General features: G+C 36.8%; 12 protein-coding genes. 7 read left to right on the forward strand and 5 right to left on the reverse strand.

What is annotated here, in order from left to right; genetic code table 11:
• Positions 1-90: 90 nt before the first annotated feature.
• The 4 genes from VB798_RS14495 to VB798_RS14510 form a co-directional block, all read right to left on the reverse strand.
• Positions 91-1809: a RagB/SusD family nutrient uptake outer membrane protein gene (locus VB798_RS14495; RefSeq protein WP_323259525.1), complete on the reverse strand. Its 1719-nt coding sequence runs from the start codon at positions 1807-1809 to the stop codon at positions 91-93.
• 29 nt (positions 1810-1838) lie between these two features.
• The gene (locus VB798_RS14500; protein ID WP_323259527.1) at positions 1839-4964 is read right to left on the reverse strand and encodes a SusC/RagA family TonB-linked outer membrane protein; all 3126 of its coding nucleotides are present in this window, start codon (positions 4962-4964) and stop codon (positions 1839-1841) included.
• A gap of 35 nt (positions 4965-4999) precedes the next feature.
• Positions 5000-6685, reverse strand: a complete 1686-nt coding sequence (locus tag VB798_RS14505) for a RagB/SusD family nutrient uptake outer membrane protein (RefSeq protein WP_323259529.1) — start codon at positions 6683-6685, stop codon at positions 5000-5002.
• Between the two features lie 69 nt (positions 6686-6754).
• Entirely contained in the window at positions 6755-9778 is a 3024-nt protein-coding gene (locus tag VB798_RS14510; protein WP_323259531.1) for a SusC/RagA family TonB-linked outer membrane protein, read from the reverse strand.
• A 458-nt stretch (positions 9779-10236) separates the two neighbouring features.
• Here VB798_RS14510 and VB798_RS14515 point away from each other — a divergent pair, with 458 nt between their 5' ends.
• The 3 genes from VB798_RS14515 (at position 10237) to VB798_RS14525 (ending at position 16688) form a co-directional block, all read left to right on the forward strand.
• Entirely contained in the window at positions 10237-14508 is a 4272-nt protein-coding gene (locus VB798_RS14515) for a two-component regulator propeller domain-containing protein (RefSeq protein WP_323259533.1), read from the forward strand.
• 301 nt (positions 14509-14809) lie between these two features.
• Positions 14810-15805: a glycoside hydrolase family 43 protein gene (locus tag VB798_RS14520; protein ID WP_323259535.1), complete on the forward strand. Its 996-nt coding sequence runs from the start codon at positions 14810-14812 to the stop codon at positions 15803-15805.
• A gap of 34 nt (positions 15806-15839) precedes the next feature.
• Complete coding sequence (locus VB798_RS14525) at positions 15840-16688, forward strand: glycoside hydrolase family 16 protein (protein WP_323259537.1); 849 nt, start codon at positions 15840-15842, stop codon at positions 16686-16688.
• Positions 16689-16717: 29 nt separating this feature from the next.
• Here VB798_RS14525 and VB798_RS14530 read toward each other — a convergent pair whose 3' ends face one another.
• Positions 16718-18061, reverse strand: coding sequence for an ATP-binding protein (locus tag VB798_RS14530; RefSeq protein ID WP_323259539.1), 1344 nt, complete (start codon positions 18059-18061; stop codon positions 16718-16720).
• A 226-nt stretch (positions 18062-18287) separates the two neighbouring features.
• Here VB798_RS14530 and VB798_RS14535 point away from each other — a divergent pair, with 226 nt between their 5' ends.
• The 4 genes from VB798_RS14535 (at position 18288) to VB798_RS14550 (ending at position 23929) form a co-directional block, all read left to right on the forward strand.
• Positions 18288-19502 (forward strand): DUF2264 domain-containing protein, encoded by a 1215-nt coding sequence (locus tag VB798_RS14535; protein WP_323259541.1) that lies wholly within the window; start codon positions 18288-18290, stop codon positions 19500-19502.
• Between the two features lie 120 nt (positions 19503-19622).
• Positions 19623-20966: a BNR repeat-containing protein gene (locus tag VB798_RS14540; RefSeq protein ID WP_323259543.1), complete on the forward strand. Its 1344-nt coding sequence runs from the start codon at positions 19623-19625 to the stop codon at positions 20964-20966.
• Positions 20967-21162: 196 nt separating this feature from the next.
• Complete coding sequence (locus VB798_RS14545; protein WP_323259545.1) at positions 21163-22374, forward strand: glycoside hydrolase family 88 protein; 1212 nt, start codon at positions 21163-21165, stop codon at positions 22372-22374.
• A gap of 232 nt (positions 22375-22606) precedes the next feature.
• Positions 22607-23929, forward strand: a complete 1323-nt coding sequence (locus tag VB798_RS14550) for a family 43 glycosylhydrolase (RefSeq protein WP_323259547.1) — start codon at positions 22607-22609, stop codon at positions 23927-23929.
• Positions 23930-23937 lie beyond the last annotated feature (8 nt).

A 23937-nucleotide genomic window follows, 5' to 3' on the forward strand; every position in this document is an offset into this window, starting at 1 on the left:
TAATTGAGGAGTTGGTGAGTTTTTGAATTTAGTGAATTGTGGTTTTATATTTATCCACAATTCACTAAATCACAACTCACTCATTCACAATTACCATCCTGGGTTTTGTTGCATTGCTGGTGCTTTGCGGATTTCTGAATCTGGAATTGGTAAAAGATACATTTCTGGACGGAAATTATGGCGTCTGATAGATTCTGTTACTTCATACGTATAAGTTGTTCCGTTTTTGATAATTCTCATACGCTTGTTGAATCCATTGTTAACAGCCATCGCAATTTTCCAACGACGAATATCATTCCAACGGTGGTCTTCAAAAGATAATTCAATACGGCGTTCATTTCTGATAACTTCTCTCATTTCTTCTTTAGTCATGCCCGCTTTTAAGCCATAAAGATTATTTGATCCCGGCTCAATACCTGCTCTTTCACGAAGTTCAATCAATTTAGGATAAGCCAATTCTGGTTTTCCCGTTTCGTTGATAGCTTCGGCATAGTTCAATAAAATTTCAGCATAGCGTAATAAAGGCCAACCTCTATTAGCATTGAAACTACTATTAGCAGAAATATTTACATCACACATTTTACGAGTATAATATCCTGTTGTTTGTCCTGCCACAGTAAAGCCGTCTGTAGCCGCACCTTCATGCGTATAAACAGGTCTTAAAGCATTAGCAGAAGCCAAGTAATATAAAGATTCGTTATAGACGATAGAGTAACCAAATCTAGGGTCACGGTCTTTATAAGGATTTTTGGGGTCATAACCAGAAGTCGCATCTGTGATGGCTTTTCCGTTTTTCATTGGAAAAGCATCAACTAAATTCTGAGTTGGCATTGCATTATTAGCACCACCTCTGGTTGGCATATTATAAAAACCTTCCATATCACGGTTTGCCACACGGTTTTGGAAGAAAATATATTCTGGGTTTACTCTTTCTAAAAATACTTGAGCAAAGCCATTACCCGGTGCAGTAATATTATCTTTATACAAACTGTATTCGTTTGAATTGATAACTGCCAATGCTGCATCAGCTGCTTTTTGCCAATGTGCTACATCATAGGTTGGGTTACTTACAATTTTAGCTAAATCAGCATTTTGTGTTTCAGCACCGCCATTGAACAATGGACTTGCCGCATTCAATAAAATTCTTGCTTTTAATGCCAAACAAGCACCTTTTGTGATACGTCCGTAATCTTGTTCAGAGTACTCATTTTTAGTGGGTAATTGTGCCGCCGCTGCATCCAATTCACTTGTCAAATAACTTACACATTCTGCATAAGAATTACGAGGTTCATTGATAAAGTCGGTAATGTCATATACTTTATCTTTTACAATTGGTACGCCACCAAAGCTGATTAATAACCAATGATAATACCAAGCTCTCAAGAAACGAGCTTCGGCCGCCATTTGAGTTTTCAATTTGGCAGACAAAGGTGCTTGTGGTAATTTCTGTAATAATAAATTTACCCTACGGATATTGGTATAAGGCGTTGACCAAAATTCAAAGAATGGAAAATTGGTCGGACTTACCGTTCCGCTATAAAGTACTACTGCTTTCTGCCCAGTACCCGAGTAACGATATTCAGCATCGTCGGTAGCTTCTTCGGTATTTCCGTGAGAATCCCAACGGCCTTTGTTAAAGCTAAAACCTACGTCGCTATAAATACGAAATAAGAAAGCCATTGTACGAGTACTATCGCTAAAAACCGTTTCTTCGGTTAAAGCATTTGTTTTGGGGTCGAGGAAATCATCAGAAGTTTTGCAAGCTGCAAGGAGACCAATGATACATCCAATTAACAATATTTTTTTCATGACTATTTTCTTCAAATAAGGTTAAACACTTAGAATGTGGCACTTATGCCGAGGTTAATTAACCTCTGAGGCGGATAACTTACTCTGTCTGTTCCAGAAGTAATCTCTGGGTCGAACTGATACAGTTTACTTAATTTAGTAAACGTAAGTAAGTTAGAACCATTCACATAAATACGGATTTGCGGAATACCTAGCTTTAGAGAGAACTTGCTTGGTACTTCAAAATTTATCTGAGCATTACGCAAACGAAGGTAGTCGCCTGGAATAAACCAGAATGTAGAAGGATAACCTCCTGGATCACTAATCCCACCTAATAAAGTAAGACGTGGATATTTGGCATTATCTCCTAATTCTGGTGTCCAAGCTTGCTGGTGTATAGCGGTTAAGTTTGATGAAAACGCACGAATAGATTCAGCGGTACCTCTTACGTTAAAGTTGAGCGCTCCCTGAAAATTGGCACTGATACTGATACTCTTGTAACGAACTCCTAAATTGATACCATAAACAGTATTTGGTGTATTCGGATTTCCCGTTACCGACATATCATAGCCATCAATTTTACCATCATTGTTTAAATCGGCATACTTCAAATCACCCGGTTGTACTGGTACAGCAGTTTTTGGACTACTCGCAATATCATCCGCATTTTTATAATAACCAATGAAAGTATAAGCTCTGATTTGTCCGATACTATTGCCAGTATAAGCTTGGTACGGATACAACGAACTAGGTTCGTCTTGGAAAATAATCTTGTTTTTAGCAACCGAATAATTTCCTTTGATTGAATAAGAGAAACCATTGTGAGTAGGACTTTGGTAACCCAATTCTAATTCAAAACCACGGTTGTTTACTTTACCAATATTTACAGGAGGTAAACCTTGTCCGAAAATGGCAGAAACAGTTCCACGAGTAGTAAGGATGTCATAACGATTATTATCAAAGAAATCTACACTACCAGTAATTGAGCTATTCAATAATCCGAATTCTAAGGCAACGTCTAGTTTTTTCTCTTTCTCCCAAGTTACGTCGTTGTTGGCAAGTGTTCCTTCAAAAACGCCATTGTAACCATTACTTGAATAACCAAAGTTTGGTTGTACTACGCCGTTACCCGTACCATAGTTTTGCTGATAATAATACGAGAAACCACTTCCCAAAGCATCATTACCAACAATACCATACGAACCACGAATTTTAAGCATGTCAATGGTTTTGTAAATATTGGTTTGTTGGAAGAAAGGCTCTTCAGAAATATTCCAACCTGCCGAAGCCGCTGGGAACAAACCAAAACGTTTATCACTTACAAAACGGTCAGAACCATTATAGGCAGCATTCAATTGTAATAAATAACGGTTTTTATAATCGTATCCTAAACGACCAGAATATCCTTGGAAGTTGTTTGGAATAAAGTTGTAAACGTTATTACTGTTAGATGCTGTAGTTGAATTACGGTTCATCAAAGCCAAACCATATACGTGGTGAGCTTTGCCAAAAGTTCTATCATAATTCAAGATAAACTGCATATTGAATACTCTTGAAGTACTTCTTGGGTCATAACCAATGAAGAATCTTCTTACTCTATACACGTTAGGATCACGTGGTTCGTAAGTATCTGTACTTGCATTATAAAGGAAAGATGGGAACTGGTCACGTGTCATACTTCTTGTATAAGCGTAATTGCTAGTGAAAGAAACACGACCTTGAATATTCAATCCTTCCGTAATAAAATTCAATTTCTGTTTAGCCGAACCAATGAAGTTGATATTACTTTCATTACTTTGGCTATAGCCATAATACGACAAACGACCAATTACGTTATTTACATTATAACTTGGGTTTTCGTTACGACTCCAAGAACTATATCCTAATGAACCATCTGGATTATAAATCGGATAAGCAAATGGTGCCAAAGTAGCGAAACTACTATAATCATAAAATAAATCGTTATAACCAAATGGGCTACCAACTTGTGGAGTATTTACTTGGGCAAAATTTCCGTATAAATCCAAACGTAAGTCTAATGTTTTAGTAACACTCATGTCAAGATTTGAACGATAATTATAACGTTGGTGGAAATAATTACTGTTTACACCTTGTCCTTGACCGTAATCTTTCAACATCCCATCTTGATTCAAATAACCTACTGAAACAAAGTATTTTACTCTTTCTGTACCACCCGATAAATCAAGGTTTCCTCTGTATTGCTTACTGAAAGTTTTGAATAGTGCTTCTTTCCAGTTTACATTTGGGTGACCGTAAGGGTCAGCACCACTTTTGTATAAAGCTAAATCTTCATCTGTAAAACGAGGTTTGAAAGATGGACTTGGGTTAGCGGCATTATCATTGATTTGTGCTTGGTTGTAAAGTCTAGCACTTTCATAAGCATCTAAATAATTCGGGATTTTTGTTGGTTGCGAAAGAGCCGTTTCTACTCTTACCGAAATTTGTGGCGGTCCTGCTTTTCCACGACGAGTTGTAATTACAACAACACCGTTTGCACCTCTAACTCCGTAAATAGCTGTTGTTGAGGCATCTTTCAAAATGGATAAACTTTCAATTTCGTTCGGGTCAATTCTTGCAAATTGGTCATAAGAAAACTCAACATCATCAACAATAATCAAAGGACGGTTGTTGCCATTGTATGAACTTACACCACGAATATAAAAGTTAGCACCATCAGCCCCAGGACGACCAGATGGTTGTTGAGAGAAAAAGCCCGGTAATTTACCAGCCAAAGCATTCTGTAAACTTGCTGCTGGATTTTCACGAATTTCACGACCCGAAACGGAACTTACTGAACCGGTCAAAGTAAGTTTTTTCTGTTGACCAAAACCAACAACAACTACTTCTTCCAAACTTTTTTCATCAGTTTCTAAAGTAACATTGATATTTGATTTGTTGGAAACCAGTACTTCTTGTTGTTTATAACCCAAAGAACGAAAGATTAATACGCCACTTTGTCCTTTTAAAGTGATACGAAATTTCCCGTTTTCATCGGTTAAAGTACCATTGGTCGTTTTCCCTTTCTCGAAAACGGATACGCCGGGAAGGGTCTCTTTGGCATCAGCGACAACACCACCGACGAGCTGTCCCTGTGCGTAAAGTGAACCGCTAGTGAAGGCGGTAAGCAATAACAGGATATATATTAGTTTTTTCATAAATTCTAATGAATTTTATTGTGCTTGAGTCAATTTTACCAACCTTCGTTTTGGATTAAACTTGGGTTTTTCAAAGTTTCATCATAAGGAAGCGGCATGTAATAAAGTCTTTTTGTGAAAACCATATTACTGATTTGTACAGGCGAATAGTTGAAAGTGCCATTTGCTTGCGTGGTAATTTTCATTCCCATTACAGCACCACTCAAAGCGGTTTCTCCAATTTTCCAGCGACGTAAATCCCAGAATCTATGTTCTTCAAAAGCTAATTCAATTCTACGTTCGTTTTGAATCAAGATTCTTAATTCGTCTTTAGTAATATTTGCTTTGATACCGTAGCGATTATCCGTTCCAGCTTTAATGCCTGCTCTTTTACGCACTTCGATTACTCTTTTTACAGCATCTTCCGTTTTGTCTAGTTCATTCAAAGCCTCAGCAGCATTCAAGATAATTTCCGCATAACGGAATAGTGCAAAGTTGTGGCTTTGGTTGGTGTAAGTAGTATTGTTAGAGAAATCAGCCATAAACTTTCTGAGATAATAGCCCGTTCTGGTTTGTACTATATTACCACCTGGTTTATCTTTCCCACCTTCAAAAGTCTCAACGCTACGTCTTAACCAAGTTTGCCCGTTGAAGAAAACCGTTAAAGCCAAACGTGGGTCACGGTCTTTATATGGATTTTGTGGTAAATAACCAGAAAGTGGATTGCTGATTTCTAAACCATTATTCATCGGAAAAGCATCTACCAAATTTTGTGTTGGACTCGTCAAACCTTGACTAGCCGCTGGCGAACCATATCCGATTGGTGCGTTCAAACTTTCGATAGAAGTATTGTTTGAACCTTGTTTAGAAAGAATAATTTCCGTGTTTTTCTTCACTGTGAAGATATTATTGTACGAAGCCTGCAAAGCGTAGTAATTCAAATTAATCAATTCGTTGTTCGCATCAAGTGCTTTTTGCCAGCGAGTAGCATCATAAGTAGCATAGCCATTCAACGTTTTCAAATTGGCATTGGTACTTACACCACCACCATTGAACAATGGACTAGCGGCATACAATAACAAACGAGCTTTAAGAGCAATGGCAGCACCTCTTGGAATTTTTCCCCAGTTATTATCTGAAACTGGTTCAGGAGTTAAATTGCCTTTGATGGCGTCACATTCACTTACGATATAGTTTACACATTCTTCGAAGGTATTTCTTGGCAAAGCCAGATTGTCTTCAATCGTGAATACTTTATCGGCAATTAAAGGAACGCCACCATATCTTTTCAGCAATTCGAAATAGAGGTAAGCTCTTATAAACCTTGCTTCGGCTTTCCAAGTAACAATACTGGCTGGCGTAGCGGGTACTTTATCAATATTGGCCAAGAAGATATTTACTCTTCTGATTCCCGCATAGCTATTTCCCCAATATGGGTCTGGGTTATTCAATACGCTGATGATTCCGTTGGTATAATATTCAACAGGACGATTAGTTCTTGAAGGAAGTGCATCGCCAGCACCAGCGTCTAGGAAATCGCCACCAATTCGGTTGAAACCCGTTGGAATATAATTGTAAATATCATTCAAGAAGAAAATGGCTAACGTAGCATTTTTATCTTGCTCATCCCAAACCAAATCCTCTTTAATCCAATCACGAGGTTCGGTTTCTACTCTTTCACAGCCCGTCCATGACATCGACAGCACCAGTAAAAGAAGGCTTGTATATAATTTTTTATTCATTTTTTTCAGAAGTTTGGAATTGTGTGATGTGAATATTCTCACAAAAATCTCAGGATTATTCGCCTAGGCTTACAATTTTAAATTCACACCAAAATTGATAAGTCGTTGAACAGGATAATTACTTTGATAGCTTTCTGGGTCAATTGATTTATCTTTATTGAACGTAAATACATTGACTGCATTGGCAAAGAATCTTACCGAATTCACGTTGATTTTACCCACTAATTTTGTTGGTAAAGTAAAGCCAACTTCGATGTTTTTCAAGCGAACATAATCTCCAGAACGCACCCAATAAGATGAAGTAGCCTGATTATACACATTTGAACCAATCCAAAGACGTGGATAAGTAGCATCTGTATTGGTTGGCGTCCAACGGTCTAAATGTTGTTCAAATGCTTGACCGAATCCACCGTTTTGGAAAGCGAAAGTAGAAGCATTATTTAAGTAAATATTTCTATTCGCAACTCCTTGTACCAAAGCAGAGAAATCAAATGCTTTCCAGCTAAAACCTAAACTTGCTCCGAATGGAATCACTGGTTTTGTATTACCGATTGCCGTTTGGTCTAATTGGTTAATAAGCCCATCATTGTTAAGGTCTTTATATTTAATATCACCCGCTTGTGGCGTATAACCAATAATACTTGGTGCGCTAGTGGCTTCTGCTGTAGTTTGGAATAAACCATCTGCCTGATAACCGAATATTTGTCCTAATTGCTGACCAGTACGTTGCATCCAAGCAAAAGGCTGTTTTACTTCATCAAAATACAATAATTTTGATGCTTGAACACCTGCATTTACAGTGGCATAAATACTTACATTTTTGATGTTCTTTTGATATAAAAGTTGTGCATCTAAACCTGAATATTGTACTTGTCCGATGTTCTCGTTAGGGAAAATATTTCCTAACAAAGCGGTATTACGTCCACGTTGGGTCAACAAATCGTAATACTTCATGTGATAGTATTCGAAAGTAAAGCCTAATTTTTGATTGAAAAGTGAACCTTGAAGTCCAACATTCAACTTATTAGCTTTTTCCCAAGTAATGTTTGCATTGGCGAGTGGTTGTTCAGTAATTGAAGTATTTGAACCAGCACCTGTACCAAAAAATGCGCTGTTGCTATCGAAATATCGTTGGATGTACGAGAAGTAACCCGGATTATCATTTCCAGTTTTACCATAAGAACCATATAATTTTAGGTACGAAAGCCATTCTTGAGATTTCAAGAAATCTTCTTGACTGATGTTCCAAGCTAAACCAACTGATGGGAAGAAACCATATTTAGTTCTGCCACCATCTGGATAACGGTTAGAGCCATTCAAACCAAAAGCCATTTCAAGAATATACTTTTTCGAATAGTTATAGCTGAATCTTCCTGATGTTCCTGTGATGGTATAAGGTAAATCTGAACCAGCCACTGAATTCTGACGGTTTGCTAAAAGTAAGCCAGAGAAACCATGTTCATTGAAAGTACGGTCGTAACCTAAAGTCAATTCCAAATAGTCTGAACGTCCTTGGTAATCAATTCCGTTTCCATTGGCTTGGTCGCTATTAGCACCAAATTGTTGGTAACTTGCTACGCCAGCAGGAGAAAGGTTTCTTTGAAAAACTGCAAAGGTTTTACCACGGAAGATATTTTCAGAAAGCGTAGCATAATAAGAACCTGTAGCTTTTATCCATAAACCTGGTGTTACTTCATCCAAAGTTCTTTTCAAGTAAAAGTCAGCCAACATATCTCTTTTGAAATTCTGCTGATAACCAGAACCAATCGTTTGCGCCCAAATGTTACTTTGGAATTGTTGCGAACCACCGTAAGAATTATCTGGATTATAAACAGGATACGCATTGTTTGGCGTATTCATGATAGAATTAAGAATAGAACTTGTGCTATAACCCGCATCATTGCCATTCAAAATTCTTCCTAATAAATAAATACCGCCTGAAAGTTTTGGGTTTAATTGTAAATCAACATTCGAACGAAGTGTGTATGATTTAAAATTGTTGTTAGTACTGTAGGCATTAATATCGCTTTGTTTCAATAAACCTGTTTGATTGATGTGGTCGAACGAAACAAAGTATTTCGAGAAACTATTCCCGCCACTCGCACTAAAAGTATAGCGGTCTTGTCTTGAAGAAGAATTCAATACTTGGTCTCTCCAATTTACATCTGGATATAAATATGGGTCTGAACCAGACTGATAACCTTGTAAAGCTTGTTCAGAATACACAGGAGGTAAACCATCGTTTTTCAAAGCCTCATTATACAAAGTAGCATAATTGAAAGAGTTGAGTGCTTTCGGAAAACGCAAGGGTTGTTGAATGGCAGTTTGTGCTGTGAACGACATTCTCGCAGTATTTGGATTTCCCTTACGAGTTGTAATTACTAAAGCACCGTCAGAGCCACGCACACCCATCATGGCAGTAGAAAGTGCATCTTTCAAAACAGTAACGGACTCGATTTCTTCAAGGTCAAAAACAGTTAATTGACGAGGAATACCATCGATAATAACCAATGGACTTTGATTTCTTAGGGAAATACTTGTGCCATCAAAGCCGGGCTGACCAGTAAACTGATTAGTGCTAATACCAGCTAATCTACCAGACAAAGCACTGATGACCGAAGTAACAGCTGATTTCTGTAAATCACTATTGAAAACCGCTTGAGAAGACGTTGCCGTCAAATCACTTTGCACGCTAGTATTGAACAGGCGACGAAGAGGTTTTGAACGAAGTACCGCAGGATTTTTACTGTTAAGGATAATGATTGGCGAAACTTTATCTCCAACTACATAATCCATAATTTTTGTACCCGAAGCAGAGATTTCTAATTTATCTCCTTTCTTCGCTCCAATCGTTAGCGAACCTGCAGCATCTGTACTTGCTTTGAGTCCTTTGGTTTTGTTGTTAATGCTGATATTTGCCAAAGGCTCTTCGTTTTCGTCAATGATAATGGGCGAAAACACTTCTAGCTCAGTTGTTTTAGGTTCGTCGGACTGAGCCACCATCAACATCGCATTAAACACTAGCATTGTCGTCAAGGCAATCCTACACAAAGGAAACCAGTAGAGACTGCGTTTACGTAGAAATTTTATCATAGTTTTGTTTTTTTGAATTTTTGCAATGGGGTTTTATGAATACTCATAGTTAGTGAAAAAAGGAATGAAGTTTGAACTACATTTTATCAAATATTAAATTTGAATAATGCAAAACTAAACAATAGAATTTAGCCAATAGGGTGTTTTTTTCGTATAAAAAGGGGGTTAAAATCACACATTCTAAATCTTGTTATGCCTTTACAATCATTTCAGGCAATAAATCAGCGTAGAACTATCGCAAGTATTATTTTGATTAATTCCTTAATCGTTTTTCGACCAAGCGAATAAGTTGAGGCTCTTTTAACTTTTATGGCTTATTTGAGGAGAACTTTTTGCTATTCCCCTTTAGTATGATAAACTTTGCAGGATTTCGGATATAGGATTTCGGTCATCGGATGTCAGCTTTCAGTCATCGGATTTTTTATTAAAACAATCTAGGAAATAAAGCTCAACACTAGATGACCGAAATTCGACATCCGAAAGCTGACATCCGAAATCCGATGACTGAAAGCCGAAATCCAAAATTCCAAGGATTGAATTACATATTTATGAAGTGCTATTTTTTTTACATATTCTTAACCATTACGCTAGTTTCCAAGCTTAGTTTGGCGCAAGTAAATACTGCAAAATTTCGTTTTGAACACCTCACCGTAAATGATGGTTTGCCTCACAGCGATGCCATGTTTGTGGTACAAGACCATGCAGGTTTTATCTGGACGGGTACTAATAATGGTATTAGTCGTTATGATGGTTATGAACTCAAGAAGTACGATATGCCCGTGAATCCAGACAATGGTTTACCGAGTAATCGTATTCATACTTTACATGTCGATAGCAAAGGACGTTTGTGGATTGGTGCTGAAAGTGCAGGCGTAAGTTTACTGGATGTTAACCACGAACGAGTAGTAAATATTACAGAAAAGGCAAATGCCAATATCAATAAAGCATTGCTAAAAACACTGAGAGTATCAGATGTTGTGACGATTTCATCGGATGCTTGGGGACGTATTTGGGTGGGGACAAGTAAAAATGGTTTATTTGTTTTAAAAGTAAATGATGAGAACGAACTTGTAAGTATTCAACAAATTACGCTTAATCAAAAAACGTCCTATAGAGTTGCTAATATTATTTGCGATAAAGATGGCTATGTTTGGATTGCTACTCGCTCACAAGGTTTGTGGTATGTTTTACCAAAAAGTTCAACGATTCATCGTTCAACATTAAAGGCAGATTATATTAGAGCTTTACATATTGATACTAAAGGAGACCTCTGGTTGGCGACAAGCGAACAACTTTATTGGGTGAGTAAAGCCAAAAGATTGACCTCAAAAAACTATGAAGCAACATTAGGAAATATCTCTGAGATTGAATGTATTTTCCTAGATTCGTTTAATCAATTATGGGTTGGAACTAATTATGGATTACACTTTTGGTCACCGAAAAACCCTTTGAAAAAAGGAGAATTACCCATTGATATTCAGAAATCAAGTACTTTTTTACCTTTAGATGATGACCCCAACAGCATCAATTCTGGCAGGATTCACCAAGTATTTGAAGATAATAATCATACGCTTTGGTTGGCGGCATCAGCAGGTGGGCTTAATCGTGTGAATTTGCGCCGTAAACCATTTTATAATTTACAGCGACAGTTTTCGCAACATCCTACTTTGCCCAATAATTATATCAACTGTATTCGCAAGGATATTAAGGAGAATTGGTTGTGGATTGGTACTCGTAACGGTTTTTCAAAATACGATTTAACGACACGGACCTACCAAAATTTTATGAGTAGGGATTTGTCGGGTGATGCTACTGGCGTTGACGTTTCTGCTTTTCATCAAAGTAATGATGGAACGCTTTGGGTAGGAACAAGATACTTGGGCATTACTAAAATTAAAGATGGAAACAGGCAACATTTTGTACAAATTGCTCCAGATTTAACCTTTTATAATACCAGTATTGAAAGTATCGTAGAAGACCGCTTTGGTACGATTTGGATAGCTACTTTTGAACTTGGCTTACTCCGTTTAGACAAAGAAGGTAAACTAATTGAACGCTATTGGGGAGTAGAAAATCCTTTGAAGAGTAATCAATACACTTTTTTAATGTATGATTCAACTAAAGATGTTTTATGGGCAAGTACACGTGATAAAGGAATTTTAAAGATTAAAGTACAAGAAAAAGGTGTGAAACTGTTGAACAAATTTAGTTATGATGCCAACAATAAAAATACTTTAAGTGGAAATTACGCTTGGCCGATTCTAAAAGACAAGTACAACAATATTTGGGTAGGAACGATTGGCGGGGGCTTGAACAAAATATCGACCAATGAAAAAGGTGAAGATATTGTGCAAAGAATCAATTTACCATATCCGAATATTGAAAGTTTACAAGATGATGCCGAAGGAAATATATGGATTGCTGGTGATGGCTTGCTGAGATATAAACCTTCGTCGGGGCAATGGTTGCATTATGATGTGGCTGATGGTTTACAAAGTAATTCTTTTAAAGTAGGTGCTTCAACCAGAGATGCTGATGGAATGCTGTATTTTGGCGGTATTCGTGGACTTACTTATTTTAATCCCTTGGCGATTCGCCCAGATTCTAAGGCAGCTGCGGTGCGTCTGACTGACTTCAAAATTTATAATAAACCTGTACAAATTGGAGAAGAAATTAATGGTAGAGTAGTACTTGAAAAACCACTAGACCAAACGAAAAGTATTACTATTAAAGACCGTGAGAATGATTTTTCAATAGCCTTCGTCGGATTGAATTATAATAACCCACAAAAAAATATTTATGCTTATCAACTTCAAGGCTATAATAAAAATTGGGTTTATACAAGTTCAAAACAAAGAACAGCCAGTTTTGCCAACCTTTCAGCAGGAGAATATACTTTGGTCGTAAAAGCCTATAATGGTGAAGGGAAATGGTCAAAAACTCCCGTTATTTTGAGTATCACCGTATCGCCACCTTGGTACAAAACTTGGTGGGCTTATACTTTATATACTTGCTTGCTTGTAAGTGCATTTATTATGTATCGTCGGGCAAGTTTGGCTCGCCAAGCTTTGGAAAATACCTTGGCTTTAGAAAAATTCAAAGTAGAAAAAGAGAAGGAAATCACTGATTTAAAACTCCGTTTTTTCACAAATGTTTCTCATGAGTTACGCACGCCACTTACTTTGATTCTTGGTCCGATGGAAGAATTAATGTCGATTGAAACCAAAATGAAGGATAAAATCGTATTAATGCACCAACAAACTCGTAAATTATTAGACCTCGTCAATCAATTATTAGATTTCAGAAAAGTAGAATCTGGTCATGTTTCCTTGCGAGCCACACAAGGAAATATCTTACATTTTATTCAGGAAATCTTCTTGATTTTTAAACTGAAAGCGGACGAATGCCATTTTGATTATGCGATGAGTATTCCTTCCGAACCTATCAATATGTATTTTGATTGGAGTAAATTAGAAATTATTCTGACCAATTTACTTTCAAATTCCTTTAAATACACGCCAGAAGGAGGCAAAATTAGGATTGCCGTTTCGATGATTGGTTCGCCAGAAGCACATGCTATTTTTGAAGATAAAAAACTGAAAGATAATTACTTAGAAATCAGTGTGCAAGATTGGGGAATGGGTATGAAAGCAGATGAAATTGATAAAATCTTCGACCCTTATTTTCAGGCATCACATACCGAAACCATGAAAATTATGGGAACAGGTATCGGTTTATCTTTAGTAAAACAATTTGTAGAAGCACATGCTGGCGAAGTTTGTGTGAAAAGTGCGGTAGGAGAGGGAACAAGTTTCTTGTTAAAACTTCCTTTTGGAAAGGCTCATCTTGCTGTTCACGAAATTCATACAGAAGGGGTTGAACTAAAAAAAGTAACAATTAATACGCCTGAACCAGTAATTGAAAATATTGATTTAGAAAAAATACCTGTAAAAGTACCACATACTACTCGTATCTTGATTGTGGAAGACAATGAAGAATTACGTTTGTACTTACAACAACTTTGCGAAGCAAATTATGAGGTTTTTACCGCTGTAGATGGACTAGATGGTTGGGAAAAAACCTTGCAACTTTTACCAGATTTGGTGATTAGCGATGTAATGATGCCAATCAGCGATGGTTTGGAATTATGTCGAAAAATCAAGCAACATCCTAAAACTACGCATATTCCTGTGATGCTTTTAACGGCAAGAGTAGCGGCTGTTCATGAATTAGAAGGTTTAGAAACAGGGGCAGATGAATATATGTCTAAGCCATTTAACCCACTGATTTTGAGTGCTAAAATCTTGACGATGCTTCAAAGTAGATTGTTACTCAGAGAGTATTATCAACGACAATTATTGCTTGAACCAACCCAAGTAGATATTCCAGATGAAACCAAACAATTGTTAGAAAAAGCGATGGCGATTATTGAAGATAATCTGAGTGATTCTGATTTTAATGTGCAAGTATTGGTACGAGAAATGGGTATGAGCCAATCAGCTTTTTATCGTCAAATTAAAGCCATTACTGGTCAATCGGTTGTTGAATTTATTCGTGATATTCGCTTGAAACGTGCTGCACAATTATTGAGTACTGGTAATTTACGGGTTTCTGAAGTAGCAATGATGGTCGGAATTGAAGACATCAAATATTTCCGAAAAATGTTTCAAGGAATTTATAATATGCCTCCTTCAGAATACGCCAAACAACAGCGTGGAAATGTTGGGTAAATATGAATTGTGAGTAATGAATTATGAATGACAGATACTGATTTACGGTATATTATTTATCTGATTACTTGACAATTTTTCTAATTGTATCGGCAACCCTTGCGGTTGCCGATTGACAAAGGAAGAGATAAGAAATGGTTACTGCTACATCTAATTTTTTCTATTAGCATTAGTAGTAAATTTCAATTACTTCAATTCAGAATTTTTACCCTCCTTTTTGACGAAAATCCCCCCTTCTAAAACTCCAATCTCTTCATAGTTTTGTACCATGTGATTTTATCCAATTCAAACGTATTAGACAATGAGAGTTTCTGCAAATGTACTACTATTGGCAATGACTATTTTGCTAGGTTGCCAAACACAAAAAGGAAGTATTAGTAAAAAAGAACAAGCCTTTCAACCGGGAAGTATCTGGAATGATAATAATGGTGAAGTAATTAACGCCCACGGTGGTGGAATTTTATACATCAACAAAACCTATTATTGGTACGGTGAAAAAAGAGGAAAAAGTGCTTCGGAAGGCGTTGCGGTTTATTCTTCTAAAGATTTATATCGTTGGAAAAATGAAGGAATTGCTTTGGCAAAATCGAACGACCCAAATAGTGAAATTGCTATTGGCGGTTTAGTGGAGCGTCCGAAAGTAATTTATAATGCCAAAACCAAGAAGTATGTAATGTGGTTTCATTTAGAATTACCGAATAAAGGATATAGTGCCGCCAGAGCAGGCGTAGCCATTAGCGACAAAGCCACAGGACCATTTGTATATTTAAAAAGTTTTCGCCCGAACGGACACATGTCAAGAGACATGACTTTGTATGTGGACGAAGATGCTACAGCCTATCACATTTACTCCGCTCGTGAAAACTATGATTTGCGCATTACTAAATTGACGGATGATTATTTATCGGCTACCACAGAAGATACTTTACTTTTCAGTAATCACAGAGAAGCACCAGCAGTATTCAAAAAAGATGGCTTATATTATTTAATTACAAGTGGTTGTACGGGTTGGGCGCCAAATAAAGCAAGTTTACACACGGCAACATCTTTGTTTGGTCCTTGGAAATTGGTTGAAGATCCAATGAATGGCCCTTTGGCTGGAAAAACTTTCAATGGACAATCAACCTATATTTTACCAATTGCAGGGAAAAAAGATGCCTTTGTTTTTATGGCTGATAAATGGAATCCGAAGGATTTGAAAGATAGTCGATACCTTTGGTTACCGATACAATTCAAAGATGGTAAGCCGTTGATTACTTGGCAAGACTCTTGGAAATTGGATGCTTTTAATCAGTAATTAAATATCAGTTTTTACCTTTAATGCCTCAACTATGAAATACTTTTTTGCCTCAGTCATTACTTTTTTATCATACTTTGCTTCAGAAGCTCAAGATATAGCCGTTCAAAGAAAATGGCTTAAAGAAGGTTATAAACTTGCTTGGTCGGATGAGTTTGACAAAGATGGCACTCCCAATCCAGCAAATTGGTCTTATGAAAAAGGCTTTGTCCGTAACCATGAATTACAATGGTATCAGCCAGATAATGCTTTTTGCGAAAATGGATATTTAATCATTGAAGCAAGAAGGGAGCAAAAGCCAAATCCCAATTATGTAGAAGGCAGTAATGATTGGCGAAAAAAACAGCCAATGATAGATTATTCATCTACTTGTATGATTACTGCGGGTAAAAAAACATGGCAGTATGGAAGATTCGAATTAAGAGCAAAAATTGATATTAGTCAAGGAGTTTGGCCAGCTTGGTGGACTCTAGGAGTCGATAAAAACTGGCCAGCCAATGGCGAAATAGATATGATGGAATTTTACCGAGGTAAAGTGCTTGCCAATATCGCTTGTTTGTCCGCCAACAAGCAAGCCGAATGGCATAGTAATACCTTTCCTGTTGATTCGCTAGGAGGAGCCAATTGGGCAGCTCAATTTCATGTGTGGCGAATGGATTGGGAGAAAGATTATATCGCTTTGTACCTCGACGACCAATTGTTGAACAAAGTACCTATGAATGTTTTAGTCAACAAAGATGGTTCGGGTTTTAATCCTTTTCAGCAACCGCACTATATGTTATTGAATGTCGCAATCGGTGGAGACAACGGAGGAAATCCATACAGAAGTACTTTCCCTAGCCGCATGGAAGTAGATTATGTTAGGGTTTATCAGAAAGAGTAATTTTCTGCTACCCATCTGCCACCCATCTGCTACCTTAACATTACTTCCCATGAACCGAATTTATCACTCCCTATTCGACGGAGTATGCCAGTGTCCTTTAATTTTTTGATATTTGTATAAATAGATTTTTCACTAATACCAATTGTCTTACTCAAATCAGCTCTAGTAATAGAAGAATTAGCGTTAATAAGGGAAATGATTTTTTGTTGGTTTTCACTTAATAATACATTTGTTAATGTAATAGGCTTTTGAGTTTCATCAATTGCATTAACAGAGGATTTCATTTCTACTGAAAAGCTTGCAAAATCATAATTGAAAATTGGAGCAGGGATGGAATATTTTATACATTCGTTTATAATCTTAATGGTTCCTCTTCCCCATGACTCTATGAGTCCTGAACGAAAGAACGTATTAGAAATGTCAGGATTAAATGGGCGAGAAGCATGTTTTCGTTTAAGTTCTTCTATTGTCCAGTTTTCAGGTAGAGTGCCATCATTCCCAAAAATGATTTTATCAGAATATACGCTAATTTGAATGGGGACACCACCACTATAATCTTTGTGGGCAATGGCATTAAGCAATGCTTCTCTGAGCGCAACTTCAGGGAAGAGAATTTTTTCTAACCTGTGGAGTCCTTCATAAGTAATAGTAGCTTTAAGATACTTAGTAAGTAATAAATCCATAGTTTTTTCAACTTGTTCAAAAAGACATCCATGTATTTCGTCTTGAAAAATTAAATCATCATCCGTTCTAAAATAGCCAATTTTTACAAAAGAACCTGTCACAAATTTTTCAGGATCAGGATGAAATAATAAAAGTGTTGCTCGCTTCAAATACTTTCCATCTGTTAAATGAAGTTTTTCAAGTAACACTTCGTTATTTTCTTGTAAAATGTCCTTGGTCAATCGGTTAGATTTGATGGCATTATTTCTGAAATAGTCGAAAGCAACCTTGCTTAAATCCTTGTAAGATACATTAGGAACAGGCACTCCATCCCAACGTCTTCCTTGTTTTTGGAGTAAAAACTTATCTAGTGTAGCCCCTTTTAACTCTTGTTTTGTACTGCCTGTTCTATAATGATACTGACCTTTATAACTAACTGGATATGGATAAGATTCAACACGGATTTCTAGGTAATTTAGGTTATTTATTGTTGATTTTAAATCTACATCAACAATAATTCCTAGAACATCTCGAACTTTATTGGGAATATCTTCTAATAATTTATTAGCATCAACCAGCCCAGAAACTTCACCTCTGTCATTTATACCGATGTATAGTTTTCCACCAGAAGCATTGGCAAAACCACCAATCCACTTGATGTATTCATCTCTCCATGATTCTTTCCATTCTATATTTTGATTTTCTTCCATATATCAAATTTAATTAAAAAATTAGCTAGCTTTTCAAAACTTTGTAGAAAACTGTCCAAAAAACGTTCACTACTAAAGGGGCTAAAATAGTCTAATAATAGGGTGAAAGTAATCAAATAGTGTTTATGCTTTAAATCACGTGTGAACACAGTACAAAAGGAGTAGAAATTGTATTTATCTTCGCTTTTGAGTTAAAATCAAACCATTTAACTTTTAAAGATTTATCATGTTCAAAAAAATATTACTTGTTTGGGCTTTTGTGTTGCCTTTTGGCGTTGAAGCTCAACAAAAAATTAGTGACGATCGTGCATTCTGGTTACAGCATCTTGACAAATTAGCGAAACCAATTTTACGTAGTTTGGCAAATGATAGCCTCAAGATTGTCATGCCCAAAACAATGTCAAAATTTATCGACAATCCGAATACTCGTAAAGAAGTAGCTTACTTAGAAGCTTTTGGTCGATTAATGTGTGGCATTTCTCCTTGGTTAAATCTGGAAGGTGGTTCTGCGAAAGAAGTAGCTTTAAGAAATCAATATAGAAATTATGCTTTGAAAGCCGTTGCCAATGCGGTAAACCCTAACGCAAAAGACTATATGTCTTTTGAAAAGGGCGGTCAGCCTTTGGTGGATGCTTCTTTTTTGGCTTTGGCTTTTGTGAGATGTCCGTGGTTATGGGAACATCTTGATACCCAAACAAAAGACCAAGTAGTGAAGGCTTTTTTAGCGACTAGAAATATCAGAGCCGGTTTTTCTAACTGGATTTTGTTTTCGGGAATGATAGAAACCTTTTTCTGCAAATATGGCTATCCTTGGGATTCTATGCGCATTGAATATTGCTTCCGACAATTTGAACAATGGTATGTTGGCGATGGCGTTTACTCTGATGGTCCTCCTTATCACTGGGATTACTACAATAGTTATGTTATTCATCCATATTTAGCCAATATGGTGAAAGAATTAAGTCCAAAAACAGGCGCATTTAACTGGACAGCTGAAAAAATTAGAGTAAGAAACGAACGCTTTGCTGTTATCCAAGAAAGATTAGTAAATAGCGATGGTTCTTTCCCAGTTACGGGACGTTCTATTGTATATCGTGGCGCTGCATTTCATCATTTGGCAGATATTGCTTGGCGAAAAGCTTTACCAAAAGAGCTAAGTCCTGCACAGGTGCGTTCAGCTTTGACGGCTATTATTAAAAAGACGACAGAAAGCCCAAGTACTTTCACTTCAGATGGTTGGTTGACGATTGGGTTATACGGTTCACAGCCTGATTTAGCAGATGTTTATATTACCACAGGCAGTTTATATCTCTGTGCGAATATTTTATTGCCATTAGGTTTACCAGAAACAGATGAGTTTTGGAGTAGTCCTGCTACGAAATGGACATCACAAAAAGTGTGGTCGGGCGAGGCTGTTTTGGCTGATCATGCCATAGAGTAAGTAAGAGTTGTGAGTGATGAGTTGTGAATCTAAAGTACAAATATTCAAGAATTAATTCACTCAGTAACGACGTTTATTTACATAGACAAGCTAATGCTAGAATATTATAAACTCAATTTCATGAATTGTAAAAAAGGATTAATTACCTTATTGTTTTGTAGTCTTGTATTCTTTGCAAAAGCACAAGAGAAAATAGCAGTGCTAGAAGTAGGAGAGGGCTGGGCGAAAAATTCAGTTAATGCGGTTATTTTTCGTAAAAACTCTTTGGTTTCTTTTAAAAATTACCAGTTTATTGCCTATTACGATGCCGATGCTTTTGTAGTTTTAGGAAAAAGAAAACAAGGAAAAAATACTTGGGAATTACAGAAAACCAATTTTAAAGGCAATGCCAGCGATGCCCACAATTCCATTTCTATCATGGTAGATGGCGATGGTTTTTTACATATTTCTTGGGATCATCATAATAATGCTCTTCGTTATGCCGTCAGTAAAGCACCTTTTTCATTGATGATGGGAGAGAAGCAAAGTATGACAGGACGCACCGAAGGTAATGTTACTTATCCAGAATTTTATCGATTACCCAACGGAAACCTTTTGTTTTTCTACCGAAACGGTGCTTCTGGGAAAGGCAATTTGGTCATGAATCAATATGATTTAAAAACCAAAAAGTGGTCGATGGTACAAGAAAATTTGATTGATGGCGAAGGACAAAGAAATGCTTATTGGCAAGCTTGTTTAGATAGTCAGGGTACAATTCACCTTTCTTGGGTTTGGCGAGAAAGTGCCGACGTAGCCAGTAATCATGACATGGCTTATGCTCGTTCAAAAGATGGTGGAAAGACTTGGGAGAATTCTCAAGGTCTTGCTTATCAATTACCTATCACTGCTCAAAATGCAGAATATGCTTGTAAAATTCCTCAGAAAAGCGAGTTAATCAATCAGACATCGATGGTGGCAGATGCTGAAGGAAATCCCTACATCGCTACTTATTGGCGACCAGCCAACGAAAGCGTTCCGCAGTATCATGTTATTTATTTAGCCAATCAACAATGGCAAGTAAGTAATCTTGGTTTTAGAAAAACGCCTTTTAGTTTAAGTGGAGTAGGTACAAAACGCATTCCTATTTCAAGGCCACAAATTTTGGCTTGGTCGTCGAAGAAAAATACTTTATCTGCCATGCTGATTTTCAGAGATGCCGAAAGAGGCGATAAAGTTTCTACTGCGATAACGACAGATTTAAGTAAAGGCAATTGGCAAATTAAAGATATTAGCGAAACCTCTGTAGGTTCGTGGGAGCCAACTTATGATACTGAACTCTGGCAAAACAAAGGCGATTTACATCTTTTTGTAGAAAAAGTAGATCAAGCTGATGGCGAAGGAAAAGTAAATATTCCCGCCCAGAAAGTACAAGTATTAATATGGAAAGCTGTTAAAAAAATCAAGATGAAAGAACAGAATAAGTAGTCGAAGTATTCAGAAGCATTTAGTTAAACCTATAAGGATTCAATAATTGTCTAACAATAAGAGGAGCTTTAACCTCAATCCTTATAGGTTTATATTCTAATACTTATATAAAATAAACGATGTTTTGGGGAATTGATTACAAAATATAAATATTCACAATTCATCATTCACAACTCAAAATTCAATCACAAAAACTATGAAACAATTTTTTCGCATTGCTATCAATACGGTAATGATTTGCTCGATGGCTTGGTCGCTTGCTACGGCTCAAACAAGTAAATCGCACCCTAAAAGAGCGGCTTTATTAAAAAACATCAATCAGAATTTCAAAGATGCAGGCAAGCAATATAAAGTATTGATGAGTAATCTTCCACAAGATAAATTCCCTAAAACATATTTCCCTAAAACTGGTAAATACGAATTTAGTGGTTCTGATTGGTGGTGTAGTGGTTTTTATCCCGGTTCATTATTGTACATTTATCAGCAAACAAAAGATGCTGAACTGCTAAAAGAAAACAACCGTATTTTAGGCGTTTTAGAAAAAGAGAAATTCAACACCACCACACACGATTTGGGTTTTATGATGTATTGCAGTTTTGGAAATGCCAAAGACATCGCTCCAAAACCAGAGTACAAAGATATTTTGATTCAAAGTGCAAAATCGTTGGCTACTCGTTTTAATCCAACGGTTGGTTGTATCAAATCTTGGGATTCAAAAAAGGGTGATTTCTTAGTAATCATTGATAACATGATGAACCTAGAATTACTTTTCTGGGCAACCAAAGTAACGGGAGATTCTACTTATTATAAAATTGCGGTGACACATGCGAACACGACGATGAAAAATCACTTCCGCCCAGATTATAGTTCTTATCATGTAATTAATTATAATGCAACAACTGGTGGTGTGCAACAAAAGAAAACGGCTCAAGGTTATGCAGACGAATCTGCTTGGGCTAGAGGACAAGCTTGGGGATTGTATGGATATGCAGTAATGTATCGTGAAACGAAAAATCCGATTTATTTAGAACAAGCGAAAAATATTGCAAAATTTATCTTAACGCATCCAAACATGCCAGCCGATAAAGTACCTTATTGGGATTTTAACGCACCAAATATTCCAACAGCTTTGCGTGATGCTTCGGCGGCTTCGGTAATGGCTTCGGCTTTGTTGGAATTGAGTGGTTATGTAGATAAAAACCTGAAAAAAGATTATATCAAAAATGCAGAAGCAATGATTTACTCATTGTCTAATGCGCCATATAAAGCAGCAATTGGCACAAATGGAGGTTTTTTAATTGAACATTGTGTTGGTCACATTCCTCAGAATACTGAAGTGGACGTGCCTTTAACCTATGCAGATTATTACTTCTTAGAAGCCATGAAGCGTTATAAAGAGCTTAAATAGTGGCTTCTTGCTCGTGAGACACGAGCAAGGGCATAATGACAAGCTTTGAGAGATGAGCCTTGAGATTTTATTTTGCATGATTATCTATGACAAAACAAAACCTCAAGGCTCAACTGTTTAATAGTCACGGTCGTAAAATTGCTCAAACCTTATCTTTAAATCTTATTTTACAAAAAACATGATAAAAAAAATATTACTACTTTCTTGTCTATTGGGGTTCAGTATTCAATCCATGAAAGCGCAAAAAACTGGAAACAATAATCCAATCATCCCAGATTTAATTGCCGACCCAAGTATTGTTCAGTTTGGAGATACTTTCTATTGCTATGCCACAACCGATGGCTACAATGCGGGTTTAGCCACAGCAGGGCCTCCAGTACTTTGGTCATCAAAAGATTTAAAGAACTGGTCGTTCAATGGTTTTTATTTTCCAGCCGCCGAGAAGCAATTATTTTGGGCGCCAAGTTATCCTGTGAAAGTAAAAGACAAGTATTATTATTACCCAACGGTCAATCATGATATTTATGTAGCTGTTGCCGATTCTCCCGCAGGCCCTTTTACATTGGCCAAAGGCGATTTCAGCAAAGAAAATACTTTTCCATTGTTAAAAATGGATGCACCAAAAGGAACGAAAGGCATTGATGCAGAAGTATTTATCGACGACGACCAAAAACCATATCTTTTCTGGGCACAGCGTGGTGCTGGTCGATTGAATGCAGATATGATTAGTTTGGATACGGCTTCTATCGTAAAAATTTCTACTAAAAGAGGTGGTTACTCCGAAGGTCCGATTGTATTTAAACGCAAAGGGATTTATTATTATCTCTATACTTTAAGCGGACACGAAAACTATGTATATGCTTATCAGTACAGTAAAGTTTCGCCTTTTGGTCCATTTATTTATCCAGAAGAAGATATCATTGCTAAAACCGATGTAAAAGAACAAATTTATGGGCCGGGACATGGAAACGTATTCCACATCAAGGATGATTATTATTTTACTTATCTGGAATTTGGACGCTCAAGTACGAACCGACAAGCATGGATTGATAAAATGGAATTTAATGAAGATGGAACAATAAAACCCATTCGATTGACCAACAAAGGCGTTGACCCTTTTCCATCTTTAGTAAAAAATGAAGTAACAATACAATCTGCCGAAGCGTCATCTACTTTGCCAGATTTTAAAGTACCTTATGTGAAGGATAAAACCATTAACAGAACGGAAACGTATTCGGCACAAAATGCTCTTGACGGCTCGAATGGAACAAGATGGTTGGCAGAAACAAAAGATAGCACTGCTACTTTTACGGTGAATTTAGGGAAGAAAACAGCGATTAAAAAAGTAGCATCTTACTTCGTAAAACCAACGGCTGGACATGCTTATGAATTAACTTATTCGGTTGACGGGAAAAATTGGAAGCCTTATGGCGGTCATGCAGAAATAAAAGTACAGTCTCCCCATATCGACGAGCGAAGTGTAAAAGCACAGTATTTAAAATTGACATTCTTGAAAGGAACTCCAGGTTTGTGGGAATTTAAAGTTTATAAATAGCTTGAATT

The organism is Arcicella lustrica (assembly GCF_034930985.1).
Classification (GTDB): Bacteria; Bacteroidota; Bacteroidia; order Cytophagales; family Spirosomataceae; genus Arcicella; species Arcicella lustrica.